14 protein-coding genes are annotated in these 15,925 nt (G+C 60.0%); 3 read left to right on the top strand and 11 right to left on the bottom strand.

Annotated features, from left to right (window positions below):
* Positions 1–103: 103 nt before the first annotated feature.
* The 7 genes from PY649_RS18665 to PY649_RS18635 all read right to left on the bottom strand — a co-directional run bounded on the left by PY649_RS18665 (position 104) and on the right by PY649_RS18635 (position 8,774).
* Entirely contained in the window at positions 104–685 is a 582-nt protein-coding gene (locus PY649_RS18665) for an invasion associated locus B family protein (protein WP_432761374.1), read from the bottom strand.
* Positions 682–1,158: a DUF4189 domain-containing protein gene (locus PY649_RS18660; RefSeq protein ID WP_285870094.1), complete on the bottom strand. Its 477-nt coding sequence runs from the start codon at positions 1,156–1,158 to the stop codon at positions 682–684. The genes PY649_RS18665 and PY649_RS18660 overlap by 4 nt, the downstream gene beginning before the upstream one ends.
* Positions 1,155–1,850, bottom strand: a complete 696-nt coding sequence (locus PY649_RS18655) for a hypothetical protein (RefSeq protein WP_285870092.1) — start codon at positions 1,848–1,850, stop codon at positions 1,155–1,157. The genes PY649_RS18660 and PY649_RS18655 overlap by 4 nt, the downstream gene beginning before the upstream one ends.
* Before the next feature lie 14 nt (positions 1,851–1,864).
* Positions 1,865–2,440: an invasion associated locus B family protein gene (locus tag PY649_RS18650; RefSeq protein ID WP_285870091.1), complete on the bottom strand. Its 576-nt coding sequence runs from the start codon at positions 2,438–2,440 to the stop codon at positions 1,865–1,867.
* Positions 2,441–2,447: 7 nt separating this feature from the next.
* Positions 2,448–7,289 carry a YadA-like family protein gene (locus PY649_RS18645; protein WP_285870090.1) on the bottom strand — a complete coding sequence of 1,614 codons (4,842 nt, stop codon included), beginning with the start codon at positions 7,287–7,289 and terminating at the stop codon, positions 2,448–2,450.
* The gene (locus PY649_RS18640) at positions 7,286–7,705 is read right to left on the bottom strand and encodes a hypothetical protein (protein ID WP_285870089.1); all 420 of its coding nucleotides are present in this window, start codon (positions 7,703–7,705) and stop codon (positions 7,286–7,288) included. The genes PY649_RS18645 and PY649_RS18640 overlap by 4 nt, the downstream gene beginning before the upstream one ends.
* 340 nt (positions 7,706–8,045) lie before the next feature.
* Positions 8,046–8,774, bottom strand: coding sequence for a helix-turn-helix domain-containing protein (locus PY649_RS18635; RefSeq protein ID WP_285870088.1), 729 nt, complete (start codon positions 8,772–8,774; stop codon positions 8,046–8,048).
* A gap of 1,243 nt (positions 8,775–10,017) precedes the next feature.
* Between PY649_RS18635 and PY649_RS18625 the strand changes: the two genes are divergently transcribed.
* The 3 genes from PY649_RS18625 to PY649_RS35170 are packed head-to-tail and all read left to right on the top strand — an operon-like array spanning position 10,018 to position 11,871.
* Positions 10,018–11,136, top strand: a complete 1,119-nt coding sequence (locus tag PY649_RS18625) for an iron-containing alcohol dehydrogenase (protein WP_285870086.1) — start codon at positions 10,018–10,020, stop codon at positions 11,134–11,136.
* Complete coding sequence (locus PY649_RS18620; RefSeq protein WP_285870085.1) at positions 11,133–11,591, top strand: amidase family protein; 459 nt, start codon at positions 11,133–11,135, stop codon at positions 11,589–11,591. Before PY649_RS18625 ends, PY649_RS18620 begins: the two co-directional genes overlap by 4 nt.
* Positions 11,542–11,871, top strand: coding sequence for an amidase family protein (locus PY649_RS35170; RefSeq protein WP_432761373.1), 330 nt, complete (start codon positions 11,542–11,544; stop codon positions 11,869–11,871). The genes PY649_RS18620 and PY649_RS35170 overlap by 50 nt, the downstream gene beginning before the upstream one ends.
* Before the next feature lie 2 nt (positions 11,872–11,873).
* Here the strand turns inward: PY649_RS35170 and PY649_RS18615 are convergent, their stop codons facing one another.
* The 4 genes from PY649_RS18615 to PY649_RS18600 are packed head-to-tail and all read right to left on the bottom strand — an operon-like array spanning position 11,874 to position 15,845.
* Positions 11,874–12,962 carry an ABC transporter ATP-binding protein gene (locus PY649_RS18615; RefSeq protein ID WP_285870084.1) on the bottom strand — a complete coding sequence of 363 codons (1,089 nt, stop codon included), beginning with the start codon at positions 12,960–12,962 and terminating at the stop codon, positions 11,874–11,876.
* Positions 12,963–12,964: 2 nt separating this feature from the next.
* Positions 12,965–13,774, bottom strand: coding sequence for an ABC transporter permease (locus PY649_RS18610; protein WP_285870083.1), 810 nt, complete (start codon positions 13,772–13,774; stop codon positions 12,965–12,967).
* Complete coding sequence (locus PY649_RS18605) at positions 13,771–14,712, bottom strand: ABC transporter permease (RefSeq protein WP_285870081.1); 942 nt, start codon at positions 14,710–14,712, stop codon at positions 13,771–13,773. Before PY649_RS18605 ends, PY649_RS18610 begins: the two co-directional genes overlap by 4 nt.
* Positions 14,709–15,845 (bottom strand): extracellular solute-binding protein, encoded by a 1,137-nt coding sequence (locus PY649_RS18600; RefSeq protein WP_285870080.1) that lies wholly within the window; start codon positions 15,843–15,845, stop codon positions 14,709–14,711. The genes PY649_RS18605 and PY649_RS18600 overlap by 4 nt, the downstream gene beginning before the upstream one ends.
* Positions 15,846–15,925 lie beyond the last annotated feature (80 nt).

Genomic DNA, 15,925 nt, shown 5'->3' with positions numbered 1-15,925 from the left:
AGACCGCCGTTACTGCCACGCGCGCCTGACCTAGGCGCAGTTATGCACCTACCTCATTCTTCGCCAGAAACCTGGCAACACCCAATTGCTGCCTCGCGGCGTCCTATCTCGCACTCAAGGCGGCAACACGATCCAGGGCGGCTGAGAAGCCACGTAGCGACACCTGAAAGCTCAGCGGTTTATCCGGATCAGCTGTAACCTTGAGGTTGAGCCGGGAGCCCACCCGCAGTTTCGTAAGTGTTGCTGAATCGAGGGGAAGTAAGGCAATACATCCCGTCGGCAAACAGGTGCGGAAACGCACCGGCTTCAGAGGCGGCTGATCATCGACATTCGGCGTCACGCCGGAGTCGAGAATAATGCCGAACGGGAGGAGAAGCGTCGCGACCGCGCTGCCATCGGGGCGCGTTTGCATCTCGACGGCAAGCAGCCTCTGACCATTCTGCTGCGTCTGATCCTGGGAAATTACGCAGGCCGCTGCCTTATCGGCTGCGTTGCACGCGACCCGCCAGTCCTGATAGGTCTCCTGCAGTGCCGATGCGCCGTTTGGCAGAGCTGATTGAGCAAAGGCTGCCGGCGCAAGCATAAAAATCATGCCCGAACAAAGAAAAGCGAACCGCGCGCGAGATCTGCCAAACCCATGTTTCGGCGGCAGCTCAGCGAGGATGGAAGATCGCGATTGGTTCATGTGCATACCCATTCGCGGATCTTGCATTGCGTTCCTGAGATCTCGCATGCCTTGATGGCAAGGTCTTCGGCTTCCCGGCGGGTTGCTGCCGACTTTGCGCTCCAGGGCGTGATTCGCTTGCCGGCTTCCTTGCCGACAGCCAGCGCGCCACAATGCTCATAGGGAAAACCGGTATTGTCGTCATCGTCCCAATGCCGATGATTGCGGAACACGCTCACCACGACGCACGCGCTGCCGCCATCCCGCTTGCAATATTTGAGTGCGCTGTCCATGGCTTCTTGCCGCTTGTCGGCGCCCCAGAAGAAGCCGTGCTTTTCATCGGGCGTGGAGTAGGCGATTGCCGCCCATATGCCGCGTTCCTCCTGCGGCGGCGGAGCTGGTGGCTCCTCCGCCTTGAAGAGATCAGCTGCCCCCAGTTGGCCGGTGGAGACAAACAACATGCCTATCGCCGCAACGGCAGAACGGAATCTCATTTTGCGCTCCCTTGTTGTCCTGCTGCCGAGGCCACGGAAATGACGACGCAGCTGTTTCCGGTCGGCAGAAGCATGGCGTTGCCGCCACCATTGCCAAGTTCGTAGACGCTGATCTGTCCGAGATTGTTGACGAGCTTGCTTCCGTTCGGAAACTTGGCCGGAATGTCCGTGCAAGGGGCCACAAACGGCGCCACGCGAACCATCGCGCCTTCGCAACCTGCTGCGACCGGCGCAGCAAATACGATGCCCGCGGCCGGACCGCTATAGCCCTGGGAGGCATAGTTCATGCCGACAAGCGCCTCCACGGCATGCTTGTCCGCGGCATCGCTGTTCCATTTCGACTGCACATTGTATTGAGTGCCGTTTGTCAGCAATTCCCCGAGAACCGGAAAGACGGTGGAGCAGGATTGCAAGCCGGCCCGTTTGGCGTGCTGCAGAAATGGCGTGTCGGCGAGGGCCTGATTGGCTTCGTTCGTCTCGGCAACCGCCGGCTGCGATATGAAATTCCCGACCGCATCGTATCGCCAGGCGGCGTAGCCGGCCGCTCCGACAACGGCGATCCCGAGCAGTGAGAGAACGGCCGTTTTCCACCAGTTCCGTTGCGGCCTCGCTTGGTCATCGACTGCGCTCTGAACGGCAAGGCTGGTCTGATTCCGGGACATGATTCGATCGTGGATTGATTGCTGGTTCATTGGAGATCTATCCGTCAATTTATCGCCTTAACGGCGGCAGAAAGGCCCTTGAGGGTCGCGGTCACGCTGATCGTCCTCCCATCCGTCGTCGGATAGGAGACCGTCGGCGCCGCGCTTTTGGAAATCTGTTCACGCATGATGGTCCCCACCGGCAGCATGCCGACGCAAACCACCTGGCTGCATCCATCGAGTTTGATTTGTACCGGGTCTTTACGTCCCTCGAAGCTTAGCGAGATGAGGCCATTGCTCTTGGCAACCGGCGCGGTGCGCAAAATCATATAGGGCTTGCCGGCCTTGTTGGCCGCAAGCGACCAACTGAAGGCGATCTGCCCCGCTTGGTTTTCGATGATCTGGGTGACGTTGCAAACCCGTTGGCGCACCTTCAGGTTTTCGTCACAGATCAGCGTCCAGTTTTCGAATGGACGAATGGTCCTCTGATAGTCGCCAAGCTTTGCGTCCGGAGGCAACACCACTTCGGAAGGCCTTATACGATAGCCGGAAGCATTTGCCTCCTGTCCGACCGCGTTTGGGACGGACAGGAGCAGGCAAGCCATGAAAGCCGAGACGCCGAGGAGCGCTCCTTTGAACATGACAGGCTCAATTCAAAGTGAAGCTGAGACCAGCGCCGACACCCAACTGCCCGCCGGCTGCCGTACCAGACAAATTCCCGCGAACTCGACCGTTTTCACTGGTGTAACCGGCGCCGAAGGCCAGAGCACCTTCACCCCGCCACACGCCGCCACCGACGGCAACGCTTAGCTTGCCCGGACGGTCGTCATAACGAAGCGATGCCGCAGCAAGCCCGATTGCGGCCCCCTGTCTCGCCTCCGAGCGAACGTCCCCTAGCTCGTGGTTCAGCTGCCCAAACTTCTGGTCGGTATAGGCGTTGGCAGTGTTGATGCCATACTGAACCTGGGTATCGGTGTAGGATTTGACCTGGGTGATCCCATCGTTCAATTGAGCGACGTTGACGGCATCGGTGTCGGCCACGCCCTTGCCGACATTCGAGATGATGACCGGCGCATTTACGTCGCCGCCCTGCAGCGTGATGCTGTTCTTTTTGCTGCCATCCGCATTCAGGTCGTATTGAACCGCATTTTGGGTGAGGTTCCCGACACCGGTCTGCAGATCGTTGATGGCCGAATTGGTCGCAAAAAGCTCCGATCCGTTTATGGCATCCGTGCTGTCTGCCGAAATCCGACCGGCTGCCACGTTCGTTATGGTTCTTTCCGCCCCTTGAGCACCGACGCTGACGGTGCCGACTGGTGCAGTACCGGCAAAATCATAGTGCTTGTTCTGGATGGTGGTTCCGGATGTGCCGACTGCCGTGTCCGTCACAGAGCCTGAACCGAGCGCCACGCTATTCGCGTTGTTGGCCTGCGCCCCTTGACCGAGAGCGATCGAGCCCTGTCCGGCGGCGGCAGCTCCGTGGCCGGCAGCCATGCTGTCAACCCCGCTTGCCACGCTCTCGGGGCCGATTGCGACACTATTGGTCCCCGAGGCTGCGGAATCGGCCAGCGCAGAATCGGCGTGGAAATATTTGATGCCGCCGCCGTTGGTGATGTTGGTCAGCGTGTTGTCGACCGCGCCGAAGGCGTCGGAGACGGTCGTGTAGTTGTTGCCTTGGATGTTGTAGGTCGGGCCTGTAATCGAGCCGTCGGGATTTACCACGGTGGTGCCGCCAAAGAGATTGGTGACATTCTGCGAAACACCGCGCAACTGAGAGACGTTGACCGCGTCCGTATCCGCCGAGCCGGCGGCCACATTCGTCAGCTGGCGCTCTGCGCCAGCGGCACCGATCGACACCTCGCCGATTGAGGTCTGCGGGGTCGCAAGGGCAAAAGCCGTGTAATTCGTCTGGGCGCCGACGGTCGTCGTGGAGTTGCCGCCCAGAGCCACGCTATTGGCAAAGGTGCTGTTGGCACCGGCACCGATGGCGATCGCCTGGATACCGGCTGCGGTCGAGTTTGTGCCGAGCGCCAGGCCGTCTGCCAGCATGACGTGGGAATTCTGGCCAATCGCCGTGCCGCCCGGCGCGATCTGATCGACGACTGCGCCGTTACCGATACCGATGCCGTTGTCGCCGTTGACCACCGTGGTCGGGCCGACCGCGACCGACTCGGCGCCGACCGCGAGGGAGTCGCCGGCCGCCGAGTTGGCATGGAAATATTTGGTCGGGGTCGTCGCGACCGAGGCGATCGCGCCCTGGAGCTGGCGTACCGTCACCGCATCCTGGGCTTGGTTACCGTCCGCGACATTCGTGATCTGTCGATACGACGTGGCGTTACCGACCGATACCGCCCCAAGAAGGTTCTTGTCGGTCGTATTGTACTGGATGATGGCGGGACCGGCGGTGATCTGGCCGGTGGCCGGCGCCAGGGGGCGATCGGATACCGATTGAGAGCCGAGCGCCACGCCGTCGCCAATCGTGGATTGGCTGTTTCTGCCGAGCGCGAGCGAATTGTCGGCTACAGCAGTCGCGTTATATCCGACGGCGGTGGAGCCGATGCCTTGAGCGGAGGAATCGCTGACGGCAAGCGTCGTGTCGTTGGTGCGCACATATCGGATGCCCTCGCCGTTTGCGTCGGTAAAGACCGTCGATGTGTCACCGGCAATGTTATTGATCGTATTGCCGAGATTGGCGATGTCGGTCGTATTCTGGGTGACCTGGCCCCCGATGGTGGTGACCGTATTGCCAAGATTGGTGATATCGGTCGTGTTCTGGGTGACCTGAGTGTTAAGAGTGTCAACCGCCTGATTGGTCGCAAAAAGCTGCGAGCCGTTGATCGCGTCTGTCGAGCCGGACGAGAGCTGTCCCGCCGCAACATTCTGGATCTGGCGCTCGGCGCCGGCCGAGCCGACCGAGAAAGCGCCGCCCGCCGGCGTGCCGGCAAAGCTGTAGGTTGTCGTTCCGATAGTGACACCCGAGACCGTTGTCGTCGGACCTGACGCAGCATTCAGGCCGATCGCAACGTCGCCGGCATTGTTGGCCACGGCGTTCGGACCGACGGCAACGGAATTGGAGCCAACGGCCTGGGAATCCGGCAAAGTCGAATTGGCATGGAAATACTTGATGCCGCCGCCAGTGTTGATGTTGGTGACAGTATTGTTGAGATTGGCGATGTCGGTCGTGTTCAGGTCAACCTGCTGGTTGGTCGCAAAGAGCTGCGAGCCGTTGACGGCATCCGTCGAACCGTTATTGAGCCTGCCCGCCGCGACATTGGTGATCGTGCGCTCCGCACCCACAGCGCCCACGCTCACCGTCGAGTTCGGCGTCGTGCCGGCGAAGCTGTAAGTGTTGCCGCCGATCACAGTACTGGAGGTGCCGACCGCGGCGACGGTAACCGATCCAGAGCCGAGCGCCACGTCGCCGGAGCTCGCTGCCGCCGTCGCGCCATTGCCCAGCGCGACATTGCCGACGAAACCGGAAGCACCCGCCGTGGAACCATTGCCGAGCGCAACCGAGCCCTGGCCGATCGCCTTGTTGTTGTTACCGATCGCGACCGCGCCGACCGCCTGGTTGGCGGCGGTGGCGCTTGCCGTGCCATCGCTGTTGGCGATGTTGTTGGCGCCACCGGTAAAGGCGCCCGTGCCGCTAGCATAGCTCGGATCACCGATTGCGACCGCGCCGTCGCCGTAAGCGGTATTGCCCGCGCCGATTGCGACCGCCTTGCCGCCATCAGCGGCCGCGCCCGTGCCGATGGCGACGGAATCGGCGGTGATGGCGCTGGCGGCGGTGCCGACGGCAATCCCATTTACGTCGAGCGCCACCGCGCCTGCTCCGAGTGCTGTGGAGCTTGCCCCCGAAGAGACGGCCGCCGTGCCAATCGCGACGGAATCGTCGCCTCCGGCCGTGACTGAACGGCCGCCCGCGAACGCACGGGCGCCGGTGGCGTTGGCTGCAGAACCAACCGAAGTGGAGTTCGCTCCCGTCGCGCTGGCCTGGAAGCCCATGGCTGCCGAATTGCCGCCGCTAGCTACGGTGCCGATACCGAGTGCGGTACTGCCGGCCCCGCTGGCGTTGGCGCTGACGCCGGCAGCGAGAGAATTGTCTCCCGTCGCCTTCGTTCCAGATCCGTACGAGGAGGCGTTTGTGCCGCTGGCGACAGCTGTACGTCCCGTGGCGATGGAATTGTCGCCGCTGGCGTTGGCACCGGCGCCCGTGGCAACCGACAAAACACCGCCGGCATTTGCATTGTTGCCAAGCGCGACGCCTGAGGTCGCGGTGCTTGCGACAATTGCGCCCGAGCCTATCGCAACACCACCACCGGCAGCCAGCGCCTGTGTCTGGTTACCCAACGCAACGCCGAAGGCCCCTGACGCAACACTAGTTGGGCCGATGGCGACCGAGTTAGTCGCCGATGCGGCGGCTGACGTGCCTATGGCGATGGAATCGGTGTTCGAGGCCTTCGCGAGGTAACCCATCGCCGAACCTCTTAGGGCGGAAGCCGCTGCCCCATTTCCAATCGCCGTAGCCTGGTCCGCCGTCGCGGCGGCTGATGTGCCGAAAGCGCTGGACCCAGTACCCGTTGCAGATGAGCTCGAACCCACGGCATTGGACCATGCCCCCGTGGCGTTTGAGGCTGTGCCGAGCGCTACCGCCTCGAAGCTGAACCCGGCAGGTGCCGTCCCGCTTGCATTGGCATTCACGCCGATGGCAATCGGAGAGCCTTGGCCCGTCGAGACCGCCTTGGCACCGGTGCCCAAGGCAACACTGCCACCGTTGCCAGTATTGGCGACTGCACTGGGACCGATTGCGAGCGTGTTCGCCGCCTGGGCTTGAGCCCCAGCACCCAGGGCGACAGCGGAGGCTCCGGTTGCAGTGGAGTTAATGCCGTAGGCGGCGGCGTTCGCGCCTGTTGCGTTGGCATGGGTGCCTACGGCGACGGTATTGGCAGCATTAGCGGTTACATCCGTGCCAATCCCGATGGCGCCGTCAGCCAGCGCGCCTGTCGAAGGGGCAGTGCGGGCGCCAAAATAGATGGAGTTGACCCCTGTGGCAAAAGACCCGAAACCTATGGCGATGCCATTCTGGGCGGCGCTATGCGCGTCATACCCTACTGCGAGCGCGCCGAGGACATCGGCGGCCGAGAGCGAGCCCAGCGCGGTTGCCCCAATCCCCGAGGCCGTGGCCGACAAGCCCACGCATGAAGCGGTGCTGTTATACGCGTTATAAGGTGCCACAGAGCAGTCTACCGTCTGCGCCTGCGCCGGCAAGGCCAATCCGATCCCGCCCAGTGCCACCGCCAACATTCCACTGATACCGAGCGTGCCGAGGCCCAGCCGCTTACGCCGCATGCCCAATACGCGATACGCCATGCGCAGAACCGCTATCAGGCGACGGCGGAGCGTGCGATTGTCGCTATGGCTTGAAATCCAGTTTCCGACAAATCCCGGACGAGATTTGAACTGCAAATGCTCCTCGATGCATTCGGTCATGCTGCTTTGTCCTCGCTGTTGCCTGAACGACCGGGCGCGCTTGGATCCGCATCGGCGGCCGAGTCGTCATTGAAATTGCGCATTTCCTGAAGTGTGCGACCCATCCTGGCGCCTTGGCTTTCGAGCTGCTCGCGGACGCTTTCGACCCACGGCTGTGTCGGCTCCGGTACGGCATGCAATGCAGCATAGGTCCGATCGGGGGGAAGCATCGTCGCCACCAACGCGTGGCAGATATCGAAATGATGGGCCGGTTCGTGTTCGGCATAGGTCGGAGAGGTCAATCCGAAAACGAGGCAGGCAAATAGATGGTCGACCTCTGCGCCGGTTAGGTGACCGGCGTACCGCTGTTGCAGCGCGGTCCAGGCGATCTCGACTTTCGGAGCAAAGATTTCAAATTCCGGGAATTGAGTGTCCATACCGCACCGAATGGTTGCCGTAGCGAGCATGGCCTTATTTCAGGGCTGCGGTATTTTAAGAAATTACGGACTATTTTTAGAAAACTACGGTTTTTGCTAAGCTGGCCAAGCGTGTAACCGCTGTGCCACACTTACCGCAGGCTGTTTTGATCCGCCGTTGCGAAGAGACCGTTGCACACGAATGAATGATTCGGGTGCATGCTTACATTTCTTTTGGTTCAAACTGTCCTCGGCTGCTTTGGGACCGATAAGACAAGCGTGTTCCCCCATGCGCTGCTTGGATAAGCCTATGGGATGATTTAGGATTCTGGAAAATGGCTTCCGTCTGAAATATCCGAGGCTATTTCGCGAATCGCAATTCCGTTGGCGTTCTTCCTCGAAAACGCTTCATTGTGGTCGCCAAATGGCTTTGATCGGAAAAACCTGCCAGGTAGGCGATTTCGGCAATCGGGACCTCGCCTTCGACAAGCAGTTTTTCCGCAAAGTCCAGGCGCAAGTTGATCAGGTATCGATGCGGCGGCATGCCGAACGTCTTGGCAAACCTCAATATGAAATGATTGGATGAAATGCCGGCGACCGCCGCGAGCTCTGCGACGTGTATCTTTTGGGCAAAATGTTCGTGGAGATACTCTTGCACGCGTCGAGCGCTTTTCGCAGAGAGACCTCCCCTGAGTGGTGGAAGCTGTTTCATGCGGCTGGCATAAGTACGAAGAAGGTGAACACTAAACAACGTAACCAATGAATCCAGAAAGAGTTCATTTGGTGTCGCCTTCCCCGTTAGCTCGACAGAAATCCGCTGGGCAATGTCGAGAGCGCGCATGTCCACAGTGCCGAAAATAGGCGGCTCAAGCTCGACATTGGCTAGATCGAATTCCTGAACGGCCAAGTCGGACAAAACCTCTGGAGGTATGGCTACGACAAGATTCTTCCGCGTCTCCGACCAGGCGAGGCGACTGTCCACACCTGCAGGGTTGACCGCAATGCAGCCAGTTGGCGCATCATATTCGGTGATCCTATCGCTCCCAAGCGACGCCCTCAACTTGCGTACAGGCTCCAACACAACTCCCACGGCATGCTCCTTGGCCAGGAACGTCTGTGAACCGGGAGCGCGTACAGAATGTATGACGCTCCCCCTCACGGTGGATTTTCTTGGCCCTGCATTTTCAGGAATTATGTCAAATACATATCGATCGGCCCGCTCCCGGGCCTCATCCGCATGTCTCATTCCGCCCGCCCGAACGAAAATCCTTTAAATATCCATAAGTTGCTGAAAAACCCAGCCTATGATTGAATTTTATTGCACAACAGTGGTTGCTGAGCGCCACCGCATATCAACCGGTAGCGCGCAATTAGATAGTACAAATTGCGGAGTTGGGAAGGGCGCCTGCGCGCATGGTTAAAAAAGAATGAAACGGAGAAGTTGCCAATCATTGCGTGGTCGAACAGCCGCGTCGTTAGCGACCGATTCTGGTACATTTCAATTACCGGGGGTATGGAAAACGCTATTTAGCGGGCCGCTGCTCTTAAAGATCGTCCTGACGCTTTTCGTAAAGAGCCCACGCCACCTCCACGAGCCCGAGCAAGACATCATTCTGATTCCATCCGTCCGCAACCGCAGCGCGAACGATCTCATTCACCATAGGCTTTAGCCGACGTTGGCATTCGCTCGAAATGTCGCCAACCTCTTCTCCTCGAGGGGGCTCACCAAACTTGATTTCCACCATTAACGCTCCGACGCACTCAATATATATCGGCTAGCACATTCCAAAAATAAAATAAATCCGGGCTAGTGCCTAGCAGTTTTGTAGGACAATATGCAGATCACACCAGGGCTATGCTGCAATCAGTCTGCGCTGGATCACTATGAGTAAGATGATATCCCTCTACGCTGAATAGACTATCCTTTTAGAGATACAAGAACAGATAGAATTTATTTCGGGCGCGCGGCCGGCGTCATATTGTTCCCGACCAGCGTCGACGCGCCTGCACCGAACGACCTTCGATGTCACGCAGGTTGAACTCTTTGCCCGATGTGGGCGACTGCAGCCATCTCATGACGTGGCCCATCTCGCGATCCGATCGTCCGCAATCTTTGGATTCTATGTTTCCTTTCCGATGGCTTACGCGGCGGCTGGCCAGCATTTACCATTTTACCCAAGGATATCGGCGAGGGGACATTTAGCCCCGCACGTCCAAGCAAACATTGACTTACGTCAAAGTCACATGCGGCGGCATTGATCCTTTGGGCGGGCAGGGATGATCGTTCCAACCGGACGCAAGCCGCAACCTCTTACAACTAGGACTGGGATAAGATGAGCGAGTTGAAATGCCTCCCACAGGATGCCGTCATATGGGGACTGGACATACTTGCAAACTCGGTTGCGCGGCTACCCAGTTACGGTATCGAGCGACCGATCGTATTCACGGCGGAGCCGCTGGTTCCGCTCTACGAAAGTCATATCCGGCCGGGACTGGATCAGCCGCGAGGCTTGATTACAGATCTGCCGGCGCATGTACCTGACTTTGCTGTCAATGCTGCACTCGATGTCGCACTTAATGCGGGCGCCCGGTCTATTGTTGCCCTGGGTGGCGGTTCGGTCCTCGATGCCGCAAAGGGCGTTTCCCATTTCCATGAACAACGCACGGGACAGTATCTTCCCATCGCGGCCTTCCCGACGACGCTCTCCGGCTCTGAATTTTCTCATTATTTCGGTGTCACTGAAACCACCGGCGCGCAGAAGTTCAAGCGAGGCTATGCCGTCCGGGCGACAACGCCGCGGGTCGTCGTCATCGATCCGGTCCTTGTCGAAGGTACGCCACGGCCCCTTCTGCTGTCCTCCGCAATCAAAGGGCTCGACCATGCGGTAGAGGGCATGCGGCGAGTAGAGCGGGATCACCCGCATGCCATACTGGCGGCGAGCGGAGTGGAACGCTTCCTTTCGATCCTGGAACGCTGGCCCTCCGGCCTGGATAGCGCTGCTGCACTCGCCGCCGGAAAGATCACGCATGGCGACCTGCTGCAGCTCCAGCTTGCCGCATGGCAGTGCTATTTCTATCCCGCCTCTGTCATCTACGGTCTGAGCCATCGCATCGGCCACATTTTGGGCGGGACTTACGGGCTGCCTCATAGCGTCACCTCTTGTATTACCTTGGGTCCGGTTATTCGCGCCTGTGCCGACTTTTACGGTGACAAGCTGACGGTGTTCGCTCCTGGAAAAGACCGGGCAATTGCGGCTGGTGTACTGGCCGATCGTATCGAGGCTGTGGTGCGCACGCTTGAATTGCCCAACAAGATTGGCGCTTTTGACCTTCCCGCCAGCGAATTGGCCGCTGTCGCCGCGCTGCTTGAAATGAATTATCCAGACGAGGTGGCTGATTTAGGTGCGAATGCCTCCGAAAAACTTGCCGACCTGCTTAGGAGCATCTGGTGAGCGCCGCCAATCAATACGCGCTTGCAAAACCGCTCGGCATCAGGTCGTCGTTGGATTTCCTGGCCAGTGGAACGGCCACTCTTGCCGATCTGGTCAAGCAGGCGATCGACGGCGCAAATGCTTTGAACTCGAGACTTCACGCCATTGCCACGATCGCTACGGATCGCCCTCTGCGAGACGCGGCCGAAAGCGCAAAGAGATGGCGAGAGGGCCGCGCGCGATCGCTCGAGGAGATTCCGATTGCCGTGAAGGACCTCATCGACACCGAGGATATGGAAACGGGCTACGGCTCTGCCGCTTATCACGGTCACATTCCCTGTGCCGATGCCGAGGTCGTCCGTCAGCTCCGCCAACAGGGCGCGATTATTGTCGGAAAGACCACGACTCACGAATTTGCCTTGGGGGATGACAACCTCAAGCACAAATTTAGGGGACACACGAAATCCGGTCGATGAAACGCGTATCCCCGGCGGATCTAGTGGCGGTGCTGCCGTCGCCATCAGATCCGGCGTCGTGGCTGCCGGGCTCGGTACCGACACCGGCGGATCGGTGCGAATTCCAGCGGCCTTGTGCGGGACCATCGGCTACAAACCGACCTTTGGTAGGCTCCCGACCGCCGGCATATTCCCGTTCGCGCCAACGCTCGATCACGCCGGCATGGTCACTATGCGACGAACCCACCAGGCTCACGCAATGACTTCCCACCACAAAGCTACACATCAAACGCAACTGTAGTACTAGGGCCGCGCTGTCGCTGTAACGGCAAGAGCCGGTAACGGCCGCACAACAACCTTCACACTTGAACCGTGGCCAAAACGCGCAACGTCCGCGCTGGCAATCTGAGCCTGCACCAAGGTGTCGTCATGCAGTCTCACCTGCACACGGGCTATCGGGCCGAGGAAGCTTGCCGCTACGACTCGGGCAGCGCCCTCAGTGTCAGGCACCAGATCAAGACACTCAGGCCTGACCAGTACGATCGCCGATCCCTCGGCCACGGAACCGTCAAGCACGGGAACCGTGCAGCCAAGCACGGTTGCCACTCCATCACGCACTTCGCCGCGAAGGCGGTTCGAAATGCCGACAAATTCGGCGACGCGCTGCGAGCAGGGGCGTTCATAAAGCTCGATCGGGGTCGCAATCTGCTCGATCCGTCCGGCATGCATCACCGCGACACGATCGGCCGCAGCCATCGCCTCCTCCTGATCGTGAGTTACGAACAAAGTCGTCGTTCGCAGATCCAATTGAATTCTGCGGATTTCGTCGCGCAATTGGGTTCGAACCTTGGCATCGAGCGCGGAAAGGGGCTCGTCCAGCAGCAACACGCTTGGCTGGATCGCCAGCGCGCGCGCCAGGGCAACACGTTGTTGTTGTCCGCCGGACAGCTGATGCGGATATCGTTCCGCGCGATCGATCAGCCCAACGACATCGAGAAAATGGTGTGCAATCCGCTTTCTCTCGCCCCTACTCATCCGGCGCATGAGCAGCCCGAAGGCCACATTCTCCAGCGCAGTCATGTGCGGAAACAGACTGTAGGCCTGAAAGACCATACCGATGTCGCGACCACTCGTCGCCAATTGGGTGACGTCGGTGCTTCCAATGACGATCTTGCCCTCATCGACCCGCTCAAGACCGGCAACTGCACGAAGCGCCGTGGTCTTGCCGCATCCGGAGGGGCCGAGCAGTGCCACCAGCTCGCCGGGGCGGATATCGAGGGTCAACCCGTCCAGTGCCCGGATGCTTCCGTATCGCCGTTGAAGGTCCAAGAGCTGGACAGGGACACCGCCATCGGGCCGATCGTTGCCGGACTGGGCCGGAGACATTTTCATCATCATTCCTCTTTTTCGGCGATTTCCCGAACCTCGGGACGCTGTCCCGCGAAGGACAGAATGAACAGCAGCATGAAGGCAAAGCAGAGAGCGGCGAGCGATACGGAGACGGCGACGCTCGCATTGCGCTTGCCGATCTCGTTGATGATGACCTGAAGCGTCTCGAAACTCAAAAGCGAAGAGATTGTGAATTCCCCGAGGACCAGTGCCACCGAGATCAGCGCGGCCGCAAGCAGGGCGCCGCGGATATTGGGTACGACGATCCGCCAGATCACGCCGCTCCAGGAACTGCCGAAAACCCGCGCCGCCTCCGACAACGTCACCAGATCGAGCGTATCGAGCCCCGATGCGATGGCACGATAATTATAGGGCAGGACCAGGATGACGTAGATGAAGGTGAGCGTCAGCGGCGATTCGCTGATGAACCGCCCAACGAGACCGTAGACCGGGCCAAGTCCGACAACGAGGACGATCGCCGGCACCGTCAGTGGCAATAGACAGATGAATTCGAGCACACGGTTGAGGCGGGGCCGTTTCAGCCGCACCAGGATCATCGTCGGCACCAGCAGCGCCAGCGCCAGCAATACCGTGAGCGCGGAAAGCTCAAGCTGAAGAATGATGGCGCCTAGAAGATCGGGGTTAGTGCCGATTTCCGCCCAGGCCGCCAATGTGCGCTGGCCACCCACACCACGGGTGGAGAATTCGAACATCGCCAGCATCGGCAGCAGGAGATAGCCCAGCACTGAGAAAAGCACTACCAGCCGAAGGATCGCTTCACCCCTTCTTGCGCGTGCTCGATCGATGCTCTTCATGCGAGCCACCGGCTGGTTCTCGCTTTGAGCAGCCCGTACAGAACCGTCGTCGTCACGACGATGACGATCATGCCGAATGCCAATGCTGCCCCGAGATTTTCCTGGCCTAGCATGACTTCGCTGGTCAGAAGGGTTCCGATGCGTAGGGTGACGAGCGGATCGGCCTGGGAAAGCAGGGCCGCCGCCGTGGCATAGGCGGAAAAGGCATTGGCGAAAAGCAGGAGCGTGGCGCCGGCAAAGGACGGCCAGAGGATGGGCAGCCCGACATGCCGCCAATAGGCGATACTGCCGCCCCCCAACGTCTCGCAGGCTTCGCGCCACTGCGGGCGCAGCCCCTCGATCGCTGGCAGAAACACGATGACCATCAGCGGAATCTGGAAATAGGTGTAGACCAGCGCCAGGCCCGGGAGCGAGTAAAGCCATTGTCCCCAGGCAAAGATATCGACACTCAACTGTTGCTTCAGGAACAGCGTGACGAAACCGTTGAAGCCGAAGGTGGCGAGGAACGCAAAAGCGAGCATGACGCCGCCAAATTGCGCCAGCGTGCCGGACGCCGCAAGGATGGCGCGGCGCAGGAGGCCGTGGCGCGGGCCGGTCGCGACAGCCCAGGCAAGCAGCCCGCCCAGGACAGCGCCGGCAACCGCGGTAATCGCCGACAACATGATCGACAGCGTGAAGACACGCAGGTTCTGATTGGAAACCGCATCGATCAGATTGCGCAGGGTAAAGGCGCCTTCGGAGGTTTGGAAGGCGCCTGTGACAACGACGACCGTCGGCCAGAAGAGGAACAGCGAAACAAAAATGAAAAAAGGCAGAACGCCGAGCTGATCAAGGCCGAGGCGACGCTGCACCGGCGCCTTCCGTGCCGGTGCAGTCCATGCCGGCGTCTCGCCACCGCTCGGGGTAGCGAAACGCGTTTGCGGCTTGCCTGCTGTCATTGGACTGCCTGATCCCAATGCTCCTTCAGGTAATCCTGGGCCTTCTTGAGCTGGTCCTTGGTCAGGACGACAGGCTTTCCGTCAACCTGGGGAAGCTGGCCAATCGCCGCCTTGTCCACGGTACCCGCCTTGGTCATGGCATCGAGGCGTACCGGGCGGGCAAAGCCCTGAAGCCAGATGTTTTGACCTTCGTCGGAATAGAGGAATTCCTCCCACAGGCGTGCGGCGGCCGGATGCGGCGCGTCCTTGTTGATCGCCTGCACATAATAGGCGCCCACCGGCCCGCCAGGCGGGACCACGACCTTCCAGTCGATCGAGCCCTTCAATGCCTTGGATTGCGCCAGGTTCAGGTACTCCCAATCGATGACGACAGGGGTCTGCCCGGAGGCAATGGTGGCGGGGGTCGGATCGACCGGAAGCATGTTTCCGGCCTGATGCAGCTTCTTGAAGAAGTCCACGCCCTGAGAGATATCGTCGGCGGAGCCGCCGTTTGCGAGAGCGGCCATCATCACGCCATGAAAGCCGGCCGATGCGCGCGTCGGATTCCCGTTAAGCGCGACCTTGCCCTTGAACTCGGGCTTCAGCAGATCTGCAGCACTGGTGATCGCCGGAACTTGCTTGGCGTCATAGCCGATCGAGGCATAACCGCCGTAATCGGCAAACCACGCGCCATTCGCGTCCTTGAGGTTGTCGGGAATGTCGCCCCATACTGCGACCTTATAGGGCGCAAAGGTCGGTACGGCCGACAAGGCGACATTGATGCCGAGATCGAAGACGTCCGGCGCCCTGTTTTGTCCCTGCAAGCGTTTTGCCGCATTGAGTTCGTCCTGGCTGTCCGCGTCCGGCTGGGCGCTGTTGACCTTTATCCCGTATTTGTCCTGGAAGGTCTTTATCATCGCGCCGTAATTCGCCCAGTCCGGCGGCAGGGCGATGACGTTCAACTCACCTTCCTTCTTGGCGGCTGCGATCAGACCGTCCATGCCGCCGAATGCGGAGACGCTGGTTGCCGTACTGTCCGCCGATGCGGCCTCAGCACTCTGTGGTAGGCTCGCGAGGCTGAAAGCCATTGCGACCGACGCACACAACATGGTTGTGCCGGCGAGACACCGGCGAAAATATACATGATGTTTCATTTTTTCCTCTCCCTCTGTAGTCCTGACACGCGCCTTCTACGAAGGCGATAGCAAGCTGCTTTTGCTTTGATTATGTCTTT

The sequence above is a fragment of the Rhizobium mayense genome, from assembly GCF_030272705.1.
Lineage (GTDB): Bacteria > Pseudomonadota > Alphaproteobacteria > Rhizobiales > Rhizobiaceae > Rhizobium > Rhizobium mayense.
The sequence above is the reverse complement of the archived record's forward strand: the minus strand, read 5'-3'. Positions and strand labels throughout refer to the sequence as shown.

What these genes read in the sequence shown, in the direction of transcription:
- PY649_RS18610 (WP_285870083.1), bottom strand. Translation starts at nt 13,774, where the DNA reads ATGAAGAGCATCGATCGAGCACGCGCAAGAAGGGGTGAAGCGATCCTT.
- PY649_RS18665 (WP_432761374.1), bottom strand. Translation starts at nt 685, where the DNA reads ATGAACCAATCGCGATCTTCCATCCTCGCTGAGCTGCCGCCGAAACAT.
- PY649_RS18605 (WP_285870081.1), bottom strand. Translation starts at nt 14,712, where the DNA reads ATGACAGCAGGCAAGCCGCAAACGCGTTTCGCTACCCCGAGCGGTGGC.
- PY649_RS18650 (WP_285870091.1), bottom strand. Translation starts at nt 2,440, where the DNA reads ATGTTCAAAGGAGCGCTCCTCGGCGTCTCGGCTTTCATGGCTTGCCTG.
- PY649_RS18660 (WP_285870094.1), bottom strand. Translation starts at nt 1,158, where the DNA reads ATGAGATTCCGTTCTGCCGTTGCGGCGATAGGCATGTTGTTTGTCTCC.
- PY649_RS18615 (WP_285870084.1), bottom strand. Translation starts at nt 12,962, where the DNA reads ATGAAAATGTCTCCGGCCCAGTCCGGCAACGATCGGCCCGATGGCGGT.
- PY649_RS18645 (WP_285870090.1), bottom strand. Translation starts at nt 7,289, where the DNA reads ATGACCGAATGCATCGAGGAGCATTTGCAGTTCAAATCTCGTCCGGGA.
- PY649_RS18655 (WP_285870092.1), bottom strand. Translation starts at nt 1,850, where the DNA reads ATGAACCAGCAATCAATCCACGATCGAATCATGTCCCGGAATCAGACC.
- PY649_RS18600 (WP_285870080.1), bottom strand. Translation starts at nt 15,845, where the DNA reads ATGAAACATCATGTATATTTTCGCCGGTGTCTCGCCGGCACAACCATG.
- PY649_RS18625 (WP_285870086.1), top strand. Translation starts at nt 10,018, where the DNA reads ATGAGCGAGTTGAAATGCCTCCCACAGGATGCCGTCATATGGGGACTG.
- PY649_RS35170 (WP_432761373.1), top strand. Translation starts at nt 11,542, where the DNA reads ATGACAACCTCAAGCACAAATTTAGGGGACACACGAAATCCGGTCGAT.
- PY649_RS18640 (WP_285870089.1), bottom strand. Translation starts at nt 7,705, where the DNA reads ATGGACACTCAATTCCCGGAATTTGAAATCTTTGCTCCGAAAGTCGAG.